Source organism: Staphylococcus argenteus, from assembly GCF_000236925.1.
Classification (GTDB): domain Bacteria; phylum Bacillota; class Bacilli; order Staphylococcales; family Staphylococcaceae; genus Staphylococcus; species Staphylococcus argenteus.
On record NC_016941.1, the window covers coordinates 330,277 to 348,963 of the forward strand.

Annotated in this window: 15 protein-coding genes and 1 pseudogene; 10 read left to right on the forward strand and 6 right to left on the reverse strand. The window is 33.6% G+C overall.

Annotation, left to right across the window (positions count from 1 at the left end; translation table 11 throughout):
• Positions 1–353: 353 nt before the first annotated feature.
• The 3 genes from SAMSHR1132_RS01445 (at position 354) to SAMSHR1132_RS01460 (ending at position 3,232) form a co-directional block, all read left to right on the forward strand.
• The gene (locus SAMSHR1132_RS01445; RefSeq protein ID WP_001033946.1) at positions 354–1,244 is read left to right on the forward strand and encodes a 5'-nucleotidase, lipoprotein e(P4) family; all 891 of its coding nucleotides are present in this window, start codon (positions 354–356) and stop codon (positions 1,242–1,244) included.
• Between the two features lie 248 nt (positions 1,245–1,492).
• A complete protein-coding gene (locus tag SAMSHR1132_RS01455; protein WP_000477922.1) occupies positions 1,493–2,542 on the forward strand; it encodes an ABC transporter permease in 1,050 nt (349 codons plus the stop codon).
• 12 nt (positions 2,543–2,554) lie between these two features.
• Positions 2,555–3,232 (forward strand): ABC transporter ATP-binding protein, encoded by a 678-nt coding sequence (locus SAMSHR1132_RS01460; protein WP_000911026.1) that lies wholly within the window; start codon positions 2,555–2,557, stop codon positions 3,230–3,232.
• A 142-nt stretch (positions 3,233–3,374) separates the two neighbouring features.
• Here the strand turns inward: SAMSHR1132_RS01460 and SAMSHR1132_RS14185 are convergent.
• A pseudogene (locus SAMSHR1132_RS14185) lies at positions 3,375–3,529 on the reverse strand (hypothetical protein).
• Between SAMSHR1132_RS14185 and SAMSHR1132_RS01465 the strand changes: the two are divergent.
• The 4 genes from SAMSHR1132_RS01465 (at position 3,483) to SAMSHR1132_RS01480 (ending at position 8,066) form a co-directional block, all read left to right on the forward strand.
• Entirely contained in the window at positions 3,483–4,469 is a 987-nt protein-coding gene (locus SAMSHR1132_RS01465; protein WP_231845228.1) for a PTS sugar transporter subunit IIC, read from the forward strand. The pseudogene SAMSHR1132_RS14185 and the gene SAMSHR1132_RS01465 overlap by 47 nt on opposite strands.
• Before the next feature lie 349 nt (positions 4,470–4,818).
• Complete coding sequence (locus SAMSHR1132_RS01470; RefSeq protein ID WP_001283982.1) at positions 4,819–5,937, forward strand: carbohydrate kinase; 1,119 nt, start codon at positions 4,819–4,821, stop codon at positions 5,935–5,937.
• Positions 5,912–6,835 carry a pseudouridine-5'-phosphate glycosidase gene (locus SAMSHR1132_RS01475; protein ID WP_000002058.1) on the forward strand — a complete coding sequence of 308 codons (924 nt, stop codon included), beginning with the start codon at positions 5,912–5,914 and terminating at the stop codon, positions 6,833–6,835. Before SAMSHR1132_RS01470 ends, SAMSHR1132_RS01475 begins: the two co-directional genes overlap by 26 nt.
• 10 nt (positions 6,836–6,845) lie before the next feature.
• Positions 6,846–8,066, forward strand: a complete 1,221-nt coding sequence (locus SAMSHR1132_RS01480) for a NupC/NupG family nucleoside CNT transporter (protein WP_000025421.1) — start codon at positions 6,846–6,848, stop codon at positions 8,064–8,066.
• Between the two features lie 146 nt (positions 8,067–8,212).
• On the opposite strand, the gene SAMSHR1132_RS01485 is transcribed toward SAMSHR1132_RS01480, so the two are convergent.
• Positions 8,213–9,745, reverse strand: coding sequence for a sodium:solute symporter (locus SAMSHR1132_RS01485; protein WP_000665717.1), 1,533 nt, complete (start codon positions 9,743–9,745; stop codon positions 8,213–8,215).
• Positions 9,746–9,784: 39 nt separating this feature from the next.
• A complete protein-coding gene (locus tag SAMSHR1132_RS01490; protein WP_001030731.1) occupies positions 9,785–10,666 on the reverse strand; it encodes an N-acetylneuraminate lyase in 882 nt (293 codons plus the stop codon).
• A gap of 157 nt (positions 10,667–10,823) precedes the next feature.
• On the opposite strand from SAMSHR1132_RS01490, the gene SAMSHR1132_RS01495 reads away from it, so the two are divergent.
• On the forward strand, positions 10,824–11,684 hold the full coding sequence (locus SAMSHR1132_RS01495) for an ROK family protein (protein WP_000291448.1): 861 nt from the start codon (positions 10,824–10,826) through the stop codon (positions 11,682–11,684).
• A gap of 342 nt (positions 11,685–12,026) precedes the next feature.
• Here SAMSHR1132_RS01495 and rpiRa read toward each other — a convergent pair whose 3' ends face one another.
• A complete protein-coding gene (gene rpiRa / locus SAMSHR1132_RS01500) occupies positions 12,027–12,827 on the reverse strand; it encodes a pentose phosphate pathway transcriptional regulator RpiRA (protein ID WP_000667376.1) in 801 nt (266 codons plus the stop codon).
• A 139-nt stretch (positions 12,828–12,966) separates the two neighbouring features.
• Between rpiRa and SAMSHR1132_RS01505 the strand changes: the two genes are divergently transcribed.
• Entirely contained in the window at positions 12,967–13,638 is a 672-nt protein-coding gene (locus SAMSHR1132_RS01505; RefSeq protein ID WP_000936730.1) for an N-acetylmannosamine-6-phosphate 2-epimerase, read from the forward strand.
• Between the two features lie 119 nt (positions 13,639–13,757).
• Here the strand turns inward: SAMSHR1132_RS01505 and SAMSHR1132_RS01510 are convergent, their stop codons facing one another.
• Positions 13,758–15,071, reverse strand: coding sequence for a YjiH family protein (locus SAMSHR1132_RS01510; protein WP_001064755.1), 1,314 nt, complete (start codon positions 15,069–15,071; stop codon positions 13,758–13,760).
• A gap of 410 nt (positions 15,072–15,481) precedes the next feature.
• Between SAMSHR1132_RS01510 and lip the strand changes: the two genes are divergently transcribed.
• Positions 15,482–17,557: a YSIRK-targeted triacylglycerol lipase gene (gene lip / locus SAMSHR1132_RS01515; RefSeq protein ID WP_000617616.1), complete on the forward strand. Its 2,076-nt coding sequence runs from the start codon at positions 15,482–15,484 to the stop codon at positions 17,555–17,557.
• Between the two features lie 244 nt (positions 17,558–17,801).
• Here lip and SAMSHR1132_RS01520 read toward each other — a convergent pair whose 3' ends face one another.
• Entirely contained in the window at positions 17,802–18,629 is an 828-nt protein-coding gene (locus SAMSHR1132_RS01520) for an alpha/beta hydrolase (protein ID WP_000136029.1), read from the reverse strand.
• Positions 18,630–18,687 lie beyond the last annotated feature (58 nt).

Below are 18,687 nucleotides of genomic sequence, written 5' to 3' on the forward strand. Positions count from 1 at the left end.
GAGAAATTGTATGAGTGAGGACTGCTATTTATAAAAGGTAAACTATGGATGAGTTTATGGTTGCTCCAATAGGTAAATATGAGATAGCACACTGTACACATAATGATACGTGGATGAGTGAATATGTCTGATAGAAAGGCCTAGTCATTCAAATGAATTCAAGTTTATTACGTGATAAATCACAAATCTCTCTCATGTGATAGGTCTCCCATTAAATCATGCTTATATGAAATGTTCACATATTTGTTAGCTTTTCAAGAAATAATATTAAATATCATTGCATAGTATAGCAATGTTAAATAAATACATTTATAATTTTAACTGTATTTTAATATTAATAATGAGGTGATAGGATGAATAAAATTACAAAGTATATTGCAATAGCATCGCTATCGGTAGCGGTTACAGTTTCAGCACCACAAACGACAAATTCTACTGCGATTGCCAAAAGTTCTGCTGAAGTTCAACAAACGCAACAAGCTTCTATTCCAGCATCACAAAAGGTGAATCTTGGTAATCAAAATATTATGGCAGTGGCTTGGTATCAAAATTCAGCTGAAGCAAAAGCATTATATTTACAAGGTTATAACAGTGCAAAGACTCAGTTAGATAAAGAGATTAAAAAGAATAAAGGTAAACATAAGTTAGCTATTGCTTTGGATTTAGATGAAACAGTTTTAGATAATTCTCCGTATCAAGGCTATGCATCAATACATAATAAACCTTTCCCAGAAGGTTGGCATGAATGGGTACAAGCTGCTAAAGCTAAACCTGTCTATGGCGCAAAAGAATTCTTGAAATATGCTGATGAAAAAGGTGTCGATATCTACTATATTTCTGATAGAGATAAAGAAAAAGATTTAAAGGCAACACAAAAGAACTTAAAACAACAAGGTATCCCTCAAGCTAAGAAGAGTCATATTTTACTAAAAGGTAAAGATGATAAGAGTAAAGAACCACGCAGACAAATGGTTCAAAAAGATCATAAACTTGTCATGCTATTTGGAGATAATTTATTAGACTTTACAGATCCAAAAGAAGCAACAGCTGAATCTCGTGAAGCATTAATCGAAAAACATAAAGATGATTTTGGTAAGAAATATATCATTTTCCCTAACCCAATGTATGGTAGTTGGGAAGCTACAATTTATAACAATAACTATAAAGCAAGTGACAAATCAAAAGATAAATTACGTAAAAATGTTATTAAGCAATTCGATCCTAAAACAGGCGAAGTTAAATAATATATGAATTGGACGTCTACATGTACTTAAAGGTATATGTAGGCGTTTTTAAATTGATCCTTAATTTTAAATGTACCGTACAAAAATAATAGACAATTAATTGCATTTTCCATAAATTTGCTTTTAATATAAAAAGTTCGGGTATAATGAAGAATAAGTGTATATATAACATTACATAGCGCAACATGACGCACGTGTATCTAAGAATATAAATAATGTTTAAATCATAGTAGTAGGGAGAGGAATCCATGTTTTTAGCTTGGAATGAAATACGGCGCAACAAATTGAAGTTTGGACTGATCATTGGTGTGTTGGCAATGATAAGTTACTTACTTTTTCTATTGTCGGGATTAGCTAATGGTTTAATCAATATGAATAAAGAAGGCATTGATAAGTGGCATGCGAATGCCATTGTTCTAAATAAAGATGCCAATCAAACTGTGCAACAATCTGTTTTTAATAAAAAAGATATTGAAAATAAATACAAGAAACAAGCAACATTGAAGCAAACAGGGGAAATAGTTTCTAATGGTCATCAAAAAGACAATGTTTTAGTTTTCGGTGTTGAAAAGTCATCATTTTTAGTTCCGAGTCTAATCGATGGGCATAAAGTAACTAAAGATAATGAAGTGTTAGCAGATGAAACACTTAAAAATAAAGGGTTTAAGATTGGTGACACATTAACACTATCTCAATCAGATGAAAAATTGCATATCGTAGGTTTTACAGAAAGTGCAAAATATAATGCGTCACCAGTCATTTTCACGAATGACGCTACCATTGCCAAGATCAATCCTAGATTGACTGGAGATAAAATCAATGCAGTCGTTGTACGCGATACAAATTGGAAAGACAAAAAATTAAATCAAAAGCTTGAAGCGGTTAGTATTAATGACTTTATTGAAAATTTACCTGGTTATAAACCACAGAACTTAACATTAAACTTTATGATTTCATTCTTATTTGTCATTTCAGCTACAGTTATAGGTATATTCTTATATGTTATGACATTACAAAAAACGAGTTTATTTGGCATATTAAAGGCTCAAGGATTTACGAATGGCTATTTAGCGAACGTAGTTATTTCGCAGACGGTCATATTAGCGTTATTCGGTACGGCATTGGGATTACTATTCACAGGCATTACAGGTGCATTTTTACCTGATGCAGTACCGGTCAAATTTGATGTACTAACATTGCTCGTATTTGCAGTTGTGTTAATGATTGTCTCTGTATTAGGAAGTTTGTTCTCTATTTTAACTATTAGAAAAATAGATCCGTTAAAGGCGATTGGGTAGGAGGTGTAGCAAATGTTGAAATTTGAAAATGTAACAAAGTCATTTAAAGATGGTAATCGTACAATTGAAGCGGTTAAAGATACAAATTTTGAGATAAATAAAGGTGATATTGTAGCATTAGTTGGACCTTCTGGCTCTGGTAAAAGTACATTTCTAACTATGGCAGGTGCTTTACAAACGCCGACATCTGGGCACATTTTAATCAATAACCAAGATATTACGGCAATGAAGCAAAAAGCATTGGCAAAAGTTAGAATGTCAAAGATAGGTTTTATTTTACAAGCTACAAATCTTGTGCCATTTTTAACGGTAAGACAACAATTTACATTATTGAAAAAGAAAAATAAGAATGTTATGTCTAATGAAGACTATCAGCAACTCATGTCACAATTAGGGCTAACGTCATTGCTTAATAAATTGCCGTCAGAGATTTCAGGTGGTCAGAAACAACGTGTGGCAATTGCAAAAGCATTGTATACAAATCCATCGATTATTTTAGCGGATGAACCTACCGCAGCGTTAGATACTGAAAATGCGATTGAAGTCATTAAAATTCTACGTGATCAAGCTAAACAAAGAGAAAAAGCATGTATTATCGTTACACATGATGAAAGGCTTAAGGCATATTGTGACCGTTCGTATCATATGAAAGATGGCGTCCTTAATCTTGAAAATGAAACAGTAGAATAATTTATTAAGCCGGCACATTGTGTGTCGGTATTTTTATGTTTATGTATTATTTGAATAAACTTTCGCATTCAATTAATAATAATTATTATCGAAAATTAGAAATATTCCGTGAAATATAATATTTTTTGTAGTAAAATGGCCTCTAAGTATTCAATATTTGACTATGGGGATTGAATATAAATTATCATAATGGGGGTCATGCTTAATGGATTTATTAATAGGTACTTTATTTTTATTTTTAGTCTTAGTTATTTTTACATTATTTACATATAAGGCACCGAATGGTATGCGTGCCATGGGGGCATTAGCAAATGCAGCAATCGCAACATTTTTAGTGGAAGCATTTAATAAATATGTTGGTGGCGAAGTATTTGGTATTAAATTTTTAGGAGAGCTAGGGGATGCTGCCGGTAGTCTTGGTGGTGTTGCTGCCGCTGGATTAACAGCATTAGCTATCGGTGTATCACCAGTATATGCATTAGTTATAGCAGCCGCATGCGGTGGTATGGATTTATTACCAGGTTTCTTTGCGGGTTATATTATTGGATATGTGATGAAATATACAGAAAAATATGTGCCGGATGGTGTCGACTTAATTGGATCTATTGTTATCCTAGCACCACTAGCCCGTCTTATTGCTGTATTGTTAACACCAGTAGTGAATAGTACATTGATTCGAATTGGTGATATTATTCAAAGCGGTACGAATACGAATCCAATTATCATGGGTATCATTTTAGGGGGTATTATTACGGTTGTTGGAACAGCGCCTTTAAGTTCAATGGCCTTAACCGCATTATTAGGTTTAACAGGTGTCCCTATGGCTATAGGTGCGATGGCAGCATTTAGTTCAGCATTTATGAATGGGACGCTATTCCATCGTTTAAAATTAAGCGATCGTAAGTCAACGATAGCAGTTAGTATTGAGCCTTTATCACAAGCAGATATCGTATCAGCCAATCCAATTCCGATATATGTAACAAATTTCTTTGGCGGTGCCGTTGCCGGCCTAATCATCGCTATTTCAGGTTTAGTTAACGATGCAACAGGTACAGCAACACCGATTGCAGGATTTTTAGTAATGTTTGGATTTAATCATCCAATGACCATTGTAATTTATGGTGTAGTAATGGCGATTGTAGGTGCGCTTGCAGGTTATCTTGGTTCTATTGTATTTAAAAAATATCCGATTGTTACTAAGCAAGATATGATTAATAGAGGCGCAGTAGATGCATAACATCATAGTATCGAACATTAAAGATAAATTAAATATTAACTATAGTAACGTGATTCAGTCGACGTAACAGTCGATATTGAGTCGCGTTTTTTTATAGCAAAATTCAAGACATAAAAATGTCATAATTTAAAGTCGACAAATATCATACTACATAAACATTTATCATTTTCTCAGGTGCCTTTTACTTTATGGAATGAACTTACTTTTTACGAAATTATGCGTATTTTATAAACAAATATCATTGATATAACGCTTAATGTAAGCGTTTACAACAAAAATGGTCACATGCTACGATGTTTTTGTAAATTCACTGATTTAAATATTTTAAGTCAATTTGAGGAGGGATGTTATGAGTGATTCTGAGAAAGAAATTTTAAAGAGAATTAAAGAAAATCCATTTATTTCGCAACGTGAACTTGCTGAAGCAATTGGATTATCCAGACCAAGTGTTGCAAACATCATTTCAGGATTAATACAAAAGGAATATGTTATGGGAAAGGCATATGTCTTAAATGAAGAATATCCTATTGTTTGTATTGGTGCAGCGAATGTAGATCGAAAGTTTTATATTCATACAGCTCTAGTTGCAGAAACATCAAACCCTGTAACATCAACGCGTTCCATTGGTGGCGTAGCAAGAAACATTGCTGAAAACTTAGGTAGACTTGGTGAAACAGTCGCATTTTTATCAGCTAGCGGACAAGATAGTGAGTGGGAAATGATTAAAAGATTGTCCAGCCCTTTTATGAATACGGATCATGTTCAACAATTTGAAAATACAAATACGGGTTCGTATACAGCTTTAATAAGTAAAGACGGTGACATGACATATGGTTTAGCTGATATGGAAGTGTTCGACTACATTACACCTGAGTTTTTAATTAAGCGTTCACATTTGTTAAAAAAAGCAAAATGCATCATTGTTGATTTAAATTTAGGCAAAGAAGCACTGAATTTCTTGTGTGCTTATACCACGAAACATCAAATCAAATTAGTTATTACTACAGTATCTTCCCCGAAAATGAAAAACATGCCAGATTCATTGCATGCTGTTGATTGGATTATCACAAATAAAGATGAAACAGAGACATATTTAAATATGAAAATTGAAACTACTGAAGATTTGAAAGTAGCTGCTAAACGGTGGAATGATTTAGGCGTTAAAAATATTATTGTTACAAATGGCGTGAAAGAACTCATTTATCGAAGTAGTGATGAAGAAATTATAAAACCAGTTATACCATCAAACAATGTAAAAGATGTTACAGGTGCAGGTGATTCATTCTGTGCTGCTGTAGTGTATAGCTGGCTAAATGGAATGTCTACAGAAAATATATTAATTGCAGGCATGGTTAATGCAAAGAAAACAATAGAAACAAAATATACAGTTAGACAGAATCTAGATCAAAAGCAACTTTATCACGATATGGAGGATTATAAAAATGGCGAATTTACAAAAGTATATTGAGTATTCCAGAGAAGTTCAGCAAGCAAGGGATAACAATCAACCGATTGTAGCATTAGAATCAACAATTATTTCACATGGTATGCCGTATCCACAAAATGTTGAAATGGCAACAACAGTAGAGCAAATTATCAGAGATAATGGTGCCATTCCAGCAACTATAGCAATTATCGACGGCAAAATTAAAATTGGTTTAGAAAGTGAAGATTTAGAAATACTGGCAACTAGTAAAGACGTTGCTAAAGTGTCTAGAAGAGATTTAGCAGAAATTGTTGCGATGAAGCGTATTGGTGCTACTACTGTAGCGACGACGATGATATGTGCTGCAATGGCTGGTATTCAATTTTTTGTTACTGGAGGTATTGGTGGAGTCCATAAAGGTGCAGAACATACAATGGACATCTCAGCAGACTTAGATGAATTGTCTAAAACGAATGTCACTGTTATCTGTGCAGGTGCAAAATCAATTTTAGACTTACCTAAAACGATGGAATATTTGGAAACAAAAGGTGTTCCAGTCATTGGTTATCAAACGAATGAATTGCCAGCATTTTTCACTCGCGAAAGCGGTGTTAAGTTAACCAGTTCGGTTGAAACGCCGGAACGACTAGCTGACATTCATATGACGAAGCAAGCATTGAATCTTGAAGGTGGGATTGTCGTTGCTAATCCAATTCCACGCGAATATGCTTTGTCAAAAGAATACATTGAGACAATCATTAATGAAGCTGTTGACGAAGCGGAAAGTCAAGGAATTAAAGGTAAGGATTCAACACCATTCTTGTTAGGGAAAATTGTAGAAAAAACAAATGGCGAAAGTTTAGCAGCAAATATAAAACTTGTTGAAAACAATGCTGTGTTGGGGGCTAAAATTGCTGTCGCTGTTAATAAACTATTGTAGGTGATGATACATGTCTATTTTATTCGCTATCATAGGGGTAGCATTTGCGCTATTTGTAGCATTTTTATTCAGCTTTGATCGCAAGAATATAGATTTCAGAAAAACATTAATTATGATTTTCGTCCAAGTGTTGATTGTGTTATTTATGATGAACACAACGATTGGTTTGACAATACTAACTGCGCTAGGTTCTTTTTTTGAAGGGTTAATAAATGTTAGTAAAGCAGGGATAAATTTTGTTTTTGGCGATATACAAAATAAAAATGGCTTTACGTTCTTTTTAAACGTGTTATTACCATTAGTTTTTATTTCTGTATTAATAGGCATTTTTAATTATATAAAGGTATTACCATTTATTATCAAATATGTAGGTATAGCAATTAACAAAATAACTAGAATGGGGCGCTTAGAAAGTTACTTTGCTATTTCAACAGCAATGTTTGGACAGCCAGAAGTATATTTAACTATAAAAGATATTATTCCAAGATTGTCTAGAGCGAAATTATATACAATTGCGACGTCTGGTATGAGTGCTGTTAGTATGGCAATGCTAGGTTCATATATGCAAATGATTGAACCTAAATTTGTAGTTACAGCTGTAATGTTGAATATTTTTAGTGCACTTATAATTGCGAGTGTTATTAATCCATATAAATCTGATGATAATGATGTTGAAATTGATAATTTAACCAAATCAACGGAAACGAAATCAGTGAACGAAAAAACAGGGAAGCCTAAGAAAGTCGCCTTTTTCCAAATGATAGGTGACAGTGCAATGGATGGATTTAAAATAGCTGTTGTAGTAGCAGTGATGTTGTTAGCGTTTATTTCATTAATGGAAGCAATCAATATCATTTTTGGTAGTGTTGGTTTGAATTTTAAACAGCTTATTGGCTATTTGTTTGCACCAATTGCATTCATAATGGGGATTCCTTGGAGTGAAGCAGTACCAGCTGGTTCATTAATGGCCACAAAATTAATTACAAATGAGTTTGTAGCAATGTTAGATTTTAAAAATGTCCTAGGTGACGTATCAGCTCGAACACAAGGTATTATTTCAGTTTATTTAGTGAGCTTTGCTAATTTTGGTACTGTTGGCATCATCGTTGGGTCGATTAAAGGTATTAGTGATAAGCAAGGAGAAAAAGTTGCATCATTTGCCATGAGGTTGCTACTTGGTTCAACATTAGCATCAATCATTTCAGGATCAATCATTGGCTTAGTACTATAAATTAATTAAAGTAGTGAAATATAGTAACGTGATTCAGATGACATAACAGTCGGAACTGAATCACGTTTTTTATAACAAAATTAAACCCCATCACCAAGGTGGCACAATAGTGCATGATACCTTACTGATAGGGTTTCCAACTAACATTACTTTTTCGTAGCAGTTTTTGAAATGTATGTTGATGGTTTATCTTTTTCAAATATTGTTAATCCCGTAATATCTTTTTTATGTTTTGAAGGGACGATAAAGCTAATTACATAAGCAAAGACAAAAGCAACAGTAAATGAAATAGTTGATACATAGAAAGGTGAGTTGCCTTTACCGACGCCATTATATATGTACGCAAAGATGATACCTAAAATTAATCCGCAAATAACACCGAATGTATTTGTACGTTTTGTAAAAATACCGACAGCGAATACACCGGCTAATGGAACGCCGAATAACCCAGTAACAAACAAGAATAAGTCCCATAAATCATTTGAATTTGAAGCAATTAAGTATAATGACATACCAAAACCAAATATACCTGCGATAATGATGACCAAACGAGCAAAGTTAACTTCATGTCGCTCGCTACCTTTGCCAAAGAAACGTTGTTTAATATCAATTGAAATACAAGCAGAAATAGAATTTAAACTAGATGAAATGGTAGACTGTGCAGCAGCGAAAATAGCTGCAATGAGTAATCCGGCAACAAAAGGTGGCATCTCAGTCAAAATGAAATATGGTACAACAGATGATGTGTTGAAGCCTTTTGGTAAAACAGCTTCATGTGCATAAAATGAGTACAACATTGTACCCATACCATAAAATAACGGTGCTGAGATTAATGCTAGAATACCATTTGTCCATAAAGATTTATTTGTTTCTTTTAAGCTATCAGAAGCTTGATATCTTTGTACGACATCTTGACTCGCGGTATATTGATACAAGTTATTAAAAATATTTCCAAGGAAAATGATAGGTATTGCAGCCGCAGCAGTATTTAATTTCCAGTTGTCAGCACTGATTAACTTTTTATGTTCAATTGCATCTGCAAGGACAGTACCGAATCCACCTTTAATGTGCATAATACCTAAAATGATAATTACTAAAGCGCCACCTAATAATATGACACCTTGAATGAAATCACTCCATACAACACCTTCGAATCCACCTAAAAATGTATATAAAATACATAACAAACCAACGAGTGATGCAACAACGTATGGATTCATATCTGATACAGATGTTATCGCTAATGTTGGTAAATATATGACGATTGCAACACGTCCTAGATGGTAAATGACAAATAATAATGAGCCGATAACGCGAATGCTAGGGCCAAATCTAGCTTCTAAATATTCGTATGCAGATGTTACTTTTAACTTTTTAAAGAAAGGTACATAGAAATAAATAAGTAATGGAATTATTGCGACAATGGCAATGTTACCTGCAATGTATGACCAATCTGTTAAAAATGCTTTCTCTGGTGTCGACATAAATGTAATCGCACTTAACGTAGTAGCATAAATGGAAAAACCAACTACCCAAGATGGCAAGCGGCCACTTGCAGTAAAGAAACTATTTGTACTTTGACTTGCACGCTTGGTAAAGTAAACGCCAATGAATAACATAGCTAATAGATAAATAATAACGGCAACCCAGTTCAATGTGCCAAATCCAACTTCTTTCATGGGCAACTTCCCCTTTACAATGTATTGATTCTTTGATGTCTATAAATCGTATTTTGCAATGAGTTGATTTAATGTTTGTCGATGCGCTTCGTTAAAAGGTTTGAAAGGTCGTTTTGGTAATCCAGCTTCGATACCTCGATGACGTAATATTTCTTTTAATGTAGGATAGATTCCCATTGATAAAACAGTCTCAATAATATCATTGGAATCATGTTGCAGTTGGTAAGCTTCTTGAATTTGACCTTGTTGTGCTAAGTCGAAGATTTGTCTAGCGCGGCGACCATTAACGTTATATGTAGAACCAATTGCACCATCTACGCCAGAAATAGTAGCTTGAACTAACATTTCATCGAAACCAGATAAAATTAATTTGTCTGGAAATGCTTTTCTAATACGTTCAAGTAAGAAGAAATTCGGTGCTGTATATTTAACACCTACTACTTTTTCATGGTTAAATAGTTCACTGAATTGTTCTATAGAAATATTGACGCCAGTTAGGTCTGGAATAGCATAAATAATCATATTGTTCTGTGTGGCTTCAATAATGTCGAAATAGTAATCTCTAATTTCTTCAAAAGTAAATGGATAGTAGAATGGTGTTACGGCAGATAGGGCATCATAACCTAATTCTGTCGCATATTTCCCAAGTTCAATGGCTTCATTTAAGTCTAATGAACCTACTTGAGCAATCATTTTAACGTTGTCACCAACGGCTTCTTTTGCAATCTTGAAAATTTGCTTCTTTTGTTCAGTGTTTAATAAAAAGTTTTCACCAGAGCTACCATTTACATAAAGTCCGTCTAATTCTTCAGTTTCTATGGCGTTTTTAGCGATTTGTTGTAAGCCTTTTTCATTTACTTGACCGTTTGCATCGAAAGGAACAAGTAATGCTGCATACAAACCTTTTAAATCTTTGTTCATTATGAAGTCCCTCCAAAAATCATTTAATAATATAGTTTACAGTTATAATTGTAAACGCTATCATGAAATGTAACAATACATTTTTGAAAATGATGGTCATATTTATGTATAATTAATGAAAATATTTTTCATAATCAAAAGAACTGGAGTGAATAAGGTGTATTACATAGCAATTGACATTGGGGGAACACAAATTAAGTCAGCAGTCATTGATAAGCAGTTGAATATGTTTGATTATCAACAAATGCCAACACCGGATAATAAAACCGTGCTTATTACTGAAAAAGTATACGAAATTGTAACACAATTTATGGAAAAATACCGCTTGATTCAGCCTGTTATAGGTATTTCGACAGCGGGTGTTGTTGACGAGCAAAAAGGGGAAATTGTTTATGCTGGGCCAACTATACCGAATTATAAAGGTACGAATTTCAAACGATTACTAAAAGCATTATCGCCATATGTCAAAGTGAGAAATGATGTCAACGCAGCGTTATTAGGAGAATTGAAACTATATCAATACCCAGCTGAGCGAATTTTCTGTATGACACTAGGTACTGGTATTGGTGGTGCATATAAAAATGACCAAGGACATATTGATAATGGAGAGCTACATAAGGCTAATGAAGTGGGTTACTTATTATATCGACCATCGGATAATACAACATTTGAGGAACGAGCTGCGACAAGTGCTTTAAAGAAGCGAATGATTGATGGCGGGTTTACGAGAAGTACGCACGTACCAGTATTATTTGAAGCAGCTGAGGAAGGTGATGATATCGCAAAGCATATATTAGATGAATGGGCGGAAGATGTTGCAGAAGGTATAGCACAAATACAGATTATTTATGATCCAGGTTTGATATTAATAGGTGGTGGTATTTCAGCACAAGGAGATAAATTAATCAAATATATAGAGCCTAAAGTTGCTAATTATCTACCAGCTGACTATAAATATGCGCCAATTAGAACTACAAAAAGTAAAAATGACGCAGCATTATATGGCTGTTTGCAATAATATTTCAGCGATAAGGACATTGCGTTGTTAGAAGCGATGTTGTTAGAGATTCATTTAAATGAAAAGGGGATTTAAACGCGGTTATATAGAGTGAAGATAATTAGTAGTATGACGTATCATGATAACGCAAAAGCTTATAGCGGTTTGAGGAAATGGCATGGAAAGATTTTATTTGCGCCTATTTCAAGTACGGGATGGATAAAACTCAATAATATGAATGATATGCTGAAGTAACACCAATAATATATGAAGTATTTTTTAAAACTGAAAAACACCTGTCAACATGAAATAGCAACAACCGTGATTGCCATCAGTTACAGGTGTAGTTATATATATTAACAATTATTTATTGTCCAAAATAATGGACTTTGTATGCTGGTATGTGTCACTTAGATGGCTATTTTCTAATAAATGATAGCTCACAATATCGATTAAAAATAGTGTCGCAATTTGTGTGTTAATAAATCGATGGTCGGTATTACGAGATTGATCAGTTGTTAATAATACTAAATCAGCACAATCTGTCAGTTTACTACCTTCGAAATTTGTGATGGCAACGACATATGCACCATGAGATTTGGCTACTTCCGCTGCTGAAATTAATTCTGAAGTATTACCACTATTTGACATAGCGATAAACATGTCCGAATTAGATAGTAGGGATGCCGATATTTTCATTAAATGTGAATCGGTTGTGACATTACCTCTTAGCCCCATACGAATTGTTCGATAATAAAATTCTGTAGCAGATAGTCCAGAACTACCTAATCCCGCGAACAATATTTGACGACTTGATTGTAATTTATCAATAAAAGTTTGGATAATGTCATTATCAATAAATTCACCTGTTTGTTGAAGCATTTGTTGATGGTATTTATGAATCCTTTGAATGATTGGACTATTTTCTATAACTGTTTCTGTCATTTCTTGTTGGATATTAAATTTTAAATCTTGAAAATTTTCGTAGTCCAGTTTATGACTAAAGCGTGTCATTGTAGCTGGAGATGTGCCAATGGCATGTGCTAAGGAGTTGATGGTTGAAAAGGCATCACTATATCCATGTTTTCTAATATAGTTGACTATTTGTTTGTCTGTTTTTGTAAATAAATGTTGATGGCGCTGAACGCGATTCTCAAATTTCATTGTGTCACCCCTTAATATTGATGATTACTATTATATATGAAAAATATTTTCAAGATAGTAAAAAGCATTGATAAAAATTATCTTAATGATATATTTTAGATGACTTTAAGTGAAAAAAATGATTATGGAGTGAAGAATAATGTTACCACATGGTTTAATTGTATCTTGTCAGGCGCTACCTGACGAGCCGTTACATTCATCGTTTATAATGTCTAAAATGGCATTAGCTGCGTATGAAGGTGGGGCTGTAGGTATTAGAGCAAATACTAAAGAAGATATTTTAGAAATTAAAAAGACAGTAGATTTACCAGTCATTGGTATTGTAAAGCGTGATTATGATGGATCAAATGTTTTCATTACAGCAACTGCCAAAGAAGTAGACGAATTGATTGAAAGTCAATGTGAAGTAATCGCATTGGATGCTACGATGCAGCGACGTCCAAAAGAAACGTTAGACGAATTGGTAGCTTACATTAGACAACATGCACCTAATGTTGAAATTATGGCTGATATCGCAACGGTTGAAGAAGCGAAAAACGCAGAACGTCTTGGTTTTGATTATATTGGTACGACGTTACACGGATATACTAGCTATACAAAAGGGCAGTTATTATATCAAGATGATTTCCAATTTTTAAAAGATGTACTAAATAGTGTTGAAGCGAAAGTTATTGCAGAAGGCAATGTTATTACGCCAGATATGTACAAACGTGTTATGGATTTAGGTGTTCATTGTTCAGTTGTAGGTGGTGCAATTACGCGACCAAAAGAAATTACGAAACGATTTGTACAAGTTATGGAAGATGAATAATTGAAAATAAAAAGCGAGATGCCAGTGATTATATAAATAAACCTGTTAATATAAGAGCGGTTTATGATTAGGTAATGGCCATCTCGCTTTATTGTGTTAACTGTAACATTAAAATGAGCTTATCCAAATATGAATAACGCAAATGGAATTGTAATTAATAGGGATAATGCTACTCGTAAAAACCAAATAATGACTAACTTCCAGACAGGAATTTTAATTTCTGTTGCTAAAATACATGGCACTAAAGCTGAGAAAAAGATCACTGCTGAAACACTTACAACACCAACTACAAATTTTGTACTCATAGCAGCTTTAGCAACCAATAATGATGGTAAAAACATTTCTACAATTGAAATTGCTGAAGCTTTTGCGAGCAATACTTGATCTGGTATTGGGAAAATATAAATAAATGGATAATAAATATAGCCTAGCCAATCGATAAGTGGTGTATAGTTTGCTACAATCAGTCCCAAAAACCCTATCGATAAAATTGAAGGTAGAATACCGACAGTCATTTCTAATCCATCTTTAAGGTTATCCCCAATATTCTTCAATAGAGACGGTGTTGATGTGTTTTGTTTCATTGCTTCTGCATAAGCAGTTTTTAGTCTACTTCCTTCTATAGCTACTTCTTTGTCACCTTCTTGGCCGTTATAATATTCCGTCGATTCATTAGCAATTGGTGGCAACCAAGCTGTAATGGCAGTTACGATAAATGTAATAACCAATGTCGCCCAGAAATATAAGTTCCAATGAGACATTAAATTTAAAGTTTTAGCAACGATAATCATAAATGTTGCTGAAACTGTTGAGAAACCCGTTGCGATAATTGTTGCTTCTCTTTTGTTATACATACCTTGCTTATATACTCGATTTGTAATTAATAATCCTAAAGAATAACTACCAACAAATGAAGCAACTGCATCAATTGCTGACTTACCAGGCGTTTTAAATATAGGTCGCATAATGGGTTCCATATAGACACCGACAAACTCAAGTAATCCATAACCTACTAATAGAGAAAGTGCAATTGCACCAACAGGAATTAAAATGCTAAGTGGCATCATTAATTTTTCAAACAGAAATGGACCATAGTTTGCTTTAAATAATAATGAGGGACCTATGTTAAATACGTACATAATACCAATAACTGCCCCTGCGACTTTAAATAATGTAATGATAAAGTTAGTTATAGAAGTCATAAAAGTACGTCTAACTAATGGTAATGCTGCACCAATAAGTATCATAATAAGTGCTACATATGGCATGAGTGAACCTAATAATGAGCGAATTGCTAGATGAACATGATCTACTAATATTGTATTGTTTTTACTGATAGTAAAAGGTACGAAAAAGCAAAGTATACCAATCAAGCTATAGACATAAAAACGCCATGCACTTGGTTGTTGTGCATTTAAACGTTGATTATTCATTAAAACAACCCCTTTGTTTAAGTGAATATAAAAGATAAGTGATGCATATGCCCCTTTATTACAGCAACATTCTAATTTAGAAAAATCTGAAAACTTATTTTAATTGTATAATTTGATGCATTTACCGACCAATACAAATTAACTAATTATATATAACTTAAAACTATATTGAATCTTAAAATATGAAGGGCATTTAATTGTTGAATAGGATTTGAAAGTGAAAAAACAAAACATTATAAATTCTATAAAGAGATGATTTGAAAAAAATGGTGAGATTATAAGAACATATTATTAACTTTTTATTAATTTTGTAATATGAATTAAAAACAAATATATGTCATGTTATATTGGATGTGCAGTTGTTTTTCATTCTCAATAGGGGGTCTAAAAAATACTTTTGAGGTGATTATATGATAAGAGAACAAGAGAGAAGAAAGTATAGTATCAGAAAGTATTCTATTGGTGTGGTGTCAGTGCTAGCAGCAACAGTGTTTGTTGTATCAACACATGATGCAAAAGCTGCAGAAAAAATGCCAACATCACAGTCAGGGACACAACAAGAAAAGTTGAATCAATCGGGAGAACATAGGAATATCCATCAATTACAACAAGATGAACAGTCATTAAGGCAATTAAACGATGCGCACAAAATAGATAGTGAAAGTCAAATTGGCAGACAAGCTAACGATGCGCTTCAATCATCAAAACAACAACCGACAAAAGACGGTAAAACAGATAAATCACAAAATAATAACAAAGTAACACAAAATGCTAATCAACAAAATGTCAAACAATTATCTAAAGATAATTCGAATAAAAATACTAAAAATCAAGATGCTATTAAACAAAATGATAGTCGTGCAGAACAGGACAATTTAAAATCAAATGCAGATGCAAAAGAAGTTGATAAATCACAACCATCTGTTCAGACACAAATATCGACAACGCAAGATGATAAAGCAACATCAGCTTCAACTACACCCTCATCAAAAGAAAAGACTACAACTGCATCGGAAGTACAAGATGCATCCACAAATAAAAATGTAAATCAACAGGACACACATCCAGTATCACAGCAAATTAAGGATGCTAAGCAAGATGATGCTGTTCGCCAAAGACAAGATAAACCGCTAGTTAATGATTTAAGTAAACATAACAATACTCAAAACTCCCCAACAATACCGACAGATAAAAATACGGATAATCAAAGATTAATTAAAGATGCGCTTTTAGCACCTAAAACACGTGCGACAACAAAGGTAGCAACAGCAGATGCTAAAAAGATACATCCGCTTAAAGCAAATCAAGTTCAACCACTCAACAAGTATCCAGTTGTATTTGTACATGGCTTTTTAGGATTAGTTGGTGACAATGCACCAGCATTATATCCGAATTACTGGGGTGGTAATAAGTTTAAAGTTATAGAAGAACTGAAAAAACAAGGCTATAACGTACATCAAGCAAGTGTCGGAGCTTTTAGTAGTAATCATGATCGCGCTGTAGAACTTTATTATTATATTAAAGGTGGACGCGTTGATTATGGTGCAGCTCATGCCGCAAAATACGGACATGAACGATATGGCAAAACATACAAAGGTATTATGCCTGATTGGGAACCAGGCAAAAAAGTACATCTGGTTGGACATAGTATGGGTGGTCAAACCATTCGTTTAATGGAAGAATTTTTAAGGAATGGTAATCAAGAAGAAATTGCTTACCATAAAGCGCATGGTGGCGAAATATCACCATTATTTGTTGGAGGTAAGAATAATATGGTTGCCTCGATTACAACATTAGGTACGCCACATAACGGTTCACAAGCGGCAGATAAATTTGGAAATACAGAGACTGTTAGAAAAATTATGTATGCATTGAATCGAATTGCAGGTAATAAATATTCAAATATCGATTTAGGTTTAACGCAATGGGGCTTTAAACAGTTGCCGAATGAAAGTTATATTGACTATATGAAGCGCGTAGGTAACAGTAAAATTTGGACGACAACAGATAACGCAGCATATGATTTAACATTAGATGGATCTGCCAAATTGAATGCAATGACGAGTATGAATCCTAATATTACGTATATGACTTATACAGGTGTGTCTTCGCATACTGGACCATTAGGATATGAAAATCCGGATATAGGTACATTCTTTTTAATGGATGCAACAAGTAGAATTATCGGACATGATGCAAGAGAAGAGTGGCGTAAAAATGATGGTGTTGTGCCGGTGATTTCATCGTTACATCCATCAAATCAGCCATTTGTAAATGTTACATCTGAAGAGCCGGCGACACGAAGAGGTATTTGGCAAGTCAAACCAATTTTACAAGGTTGGGATCACGTCGACTTTATCGGGATAGATTTTGCGGATTTTAAACGAAAAGGTGCAGAACTCGCAAACTTCTATACAGGTATTATTAATGACTTGTTGCGTGTTGAAGCAACTGATGAAAAAGGCGCGCAATTGAAAGCAAGTTAATTTATTTGAAATGATGATTGACACGTTAAATGTGTTTTGAAAATCATGTTTAGGTATATAGATTGATTCGCATTATTGAGCTATAAATTAAATGATATAAGAAAAATGAAACGCCTATCTCATTAGAAAATCAAAGGGATAGGCGTTTTTGCTTATGATTGGGATAAATTGTATTGTTAATAGTGTTTGTCGGATTACCCTTTATCATAATGACATATTGATTTTTTGAAAAAGTGATTGGATCTTACTTCGTTATTATAGCGTTCAAGAAAGCAACGACTTTATGATAAACGGTTATTGCTTCATCATTTGGTCTACGGTCAAAATCATGCTCGTTTTTACTTAATCGTTCAAATGTAGTATTTGGAACATGGTTCATTATATGTTCACTTTCCTCAATAGGAACATCATAGTCGCCAATACAATGCGCAATAAACACTGGTGGTAATGTTTTAAGCTCATGTGAAGCTATATTATATTTTGAATCAGTATAATCAGTGACATTAATCATATTCATCCATTCTCCAGTACCACGCGCATAAACGTATATTAAGAATCTTTGTGCGATTTGATCTTGAATAATTGGTGTTGGTGAAGTTAGTTGTTTAACCATAGATTCATTTACACTTCGGGCTATCTTAGCGTAGTAATCATTTTGAATTTTAAAAGGTTCCGTGTCGATTCGACTATAGCCATAAAAATCAATAACGCCATCAATGTCTCTATTTCTTGCAATTAATAAACTCAAATATGCGCCAGATGATCTGCCAAATGTGAAAATAGGGGTATTAGGATATAGTAATTTAATATCATCAAAAGATGTGAAAATATCATCAATAATACAATCTAGACTTACTTCTGGAGATAAACGATAACTCAATTGAACTAAGTCGTATTGTTCAGTAAGTATATCGATATATTGTTGTGATAAATCATTTGCATTGCCAAACATTAGACCACCGCCATGTATATACACAATAGCTCCTTTTGTCGGCTGTTTTTTCGCTTTAATAATTGTATAAGGTAATGTAAAAGCATCTGTAGTAGTTACTTTATCTTTAATTTCAGTCACGATTTAATAAACTCCTTGCTTTTAATAATGGTTCAATTATAACACTGTCTTCAATTGT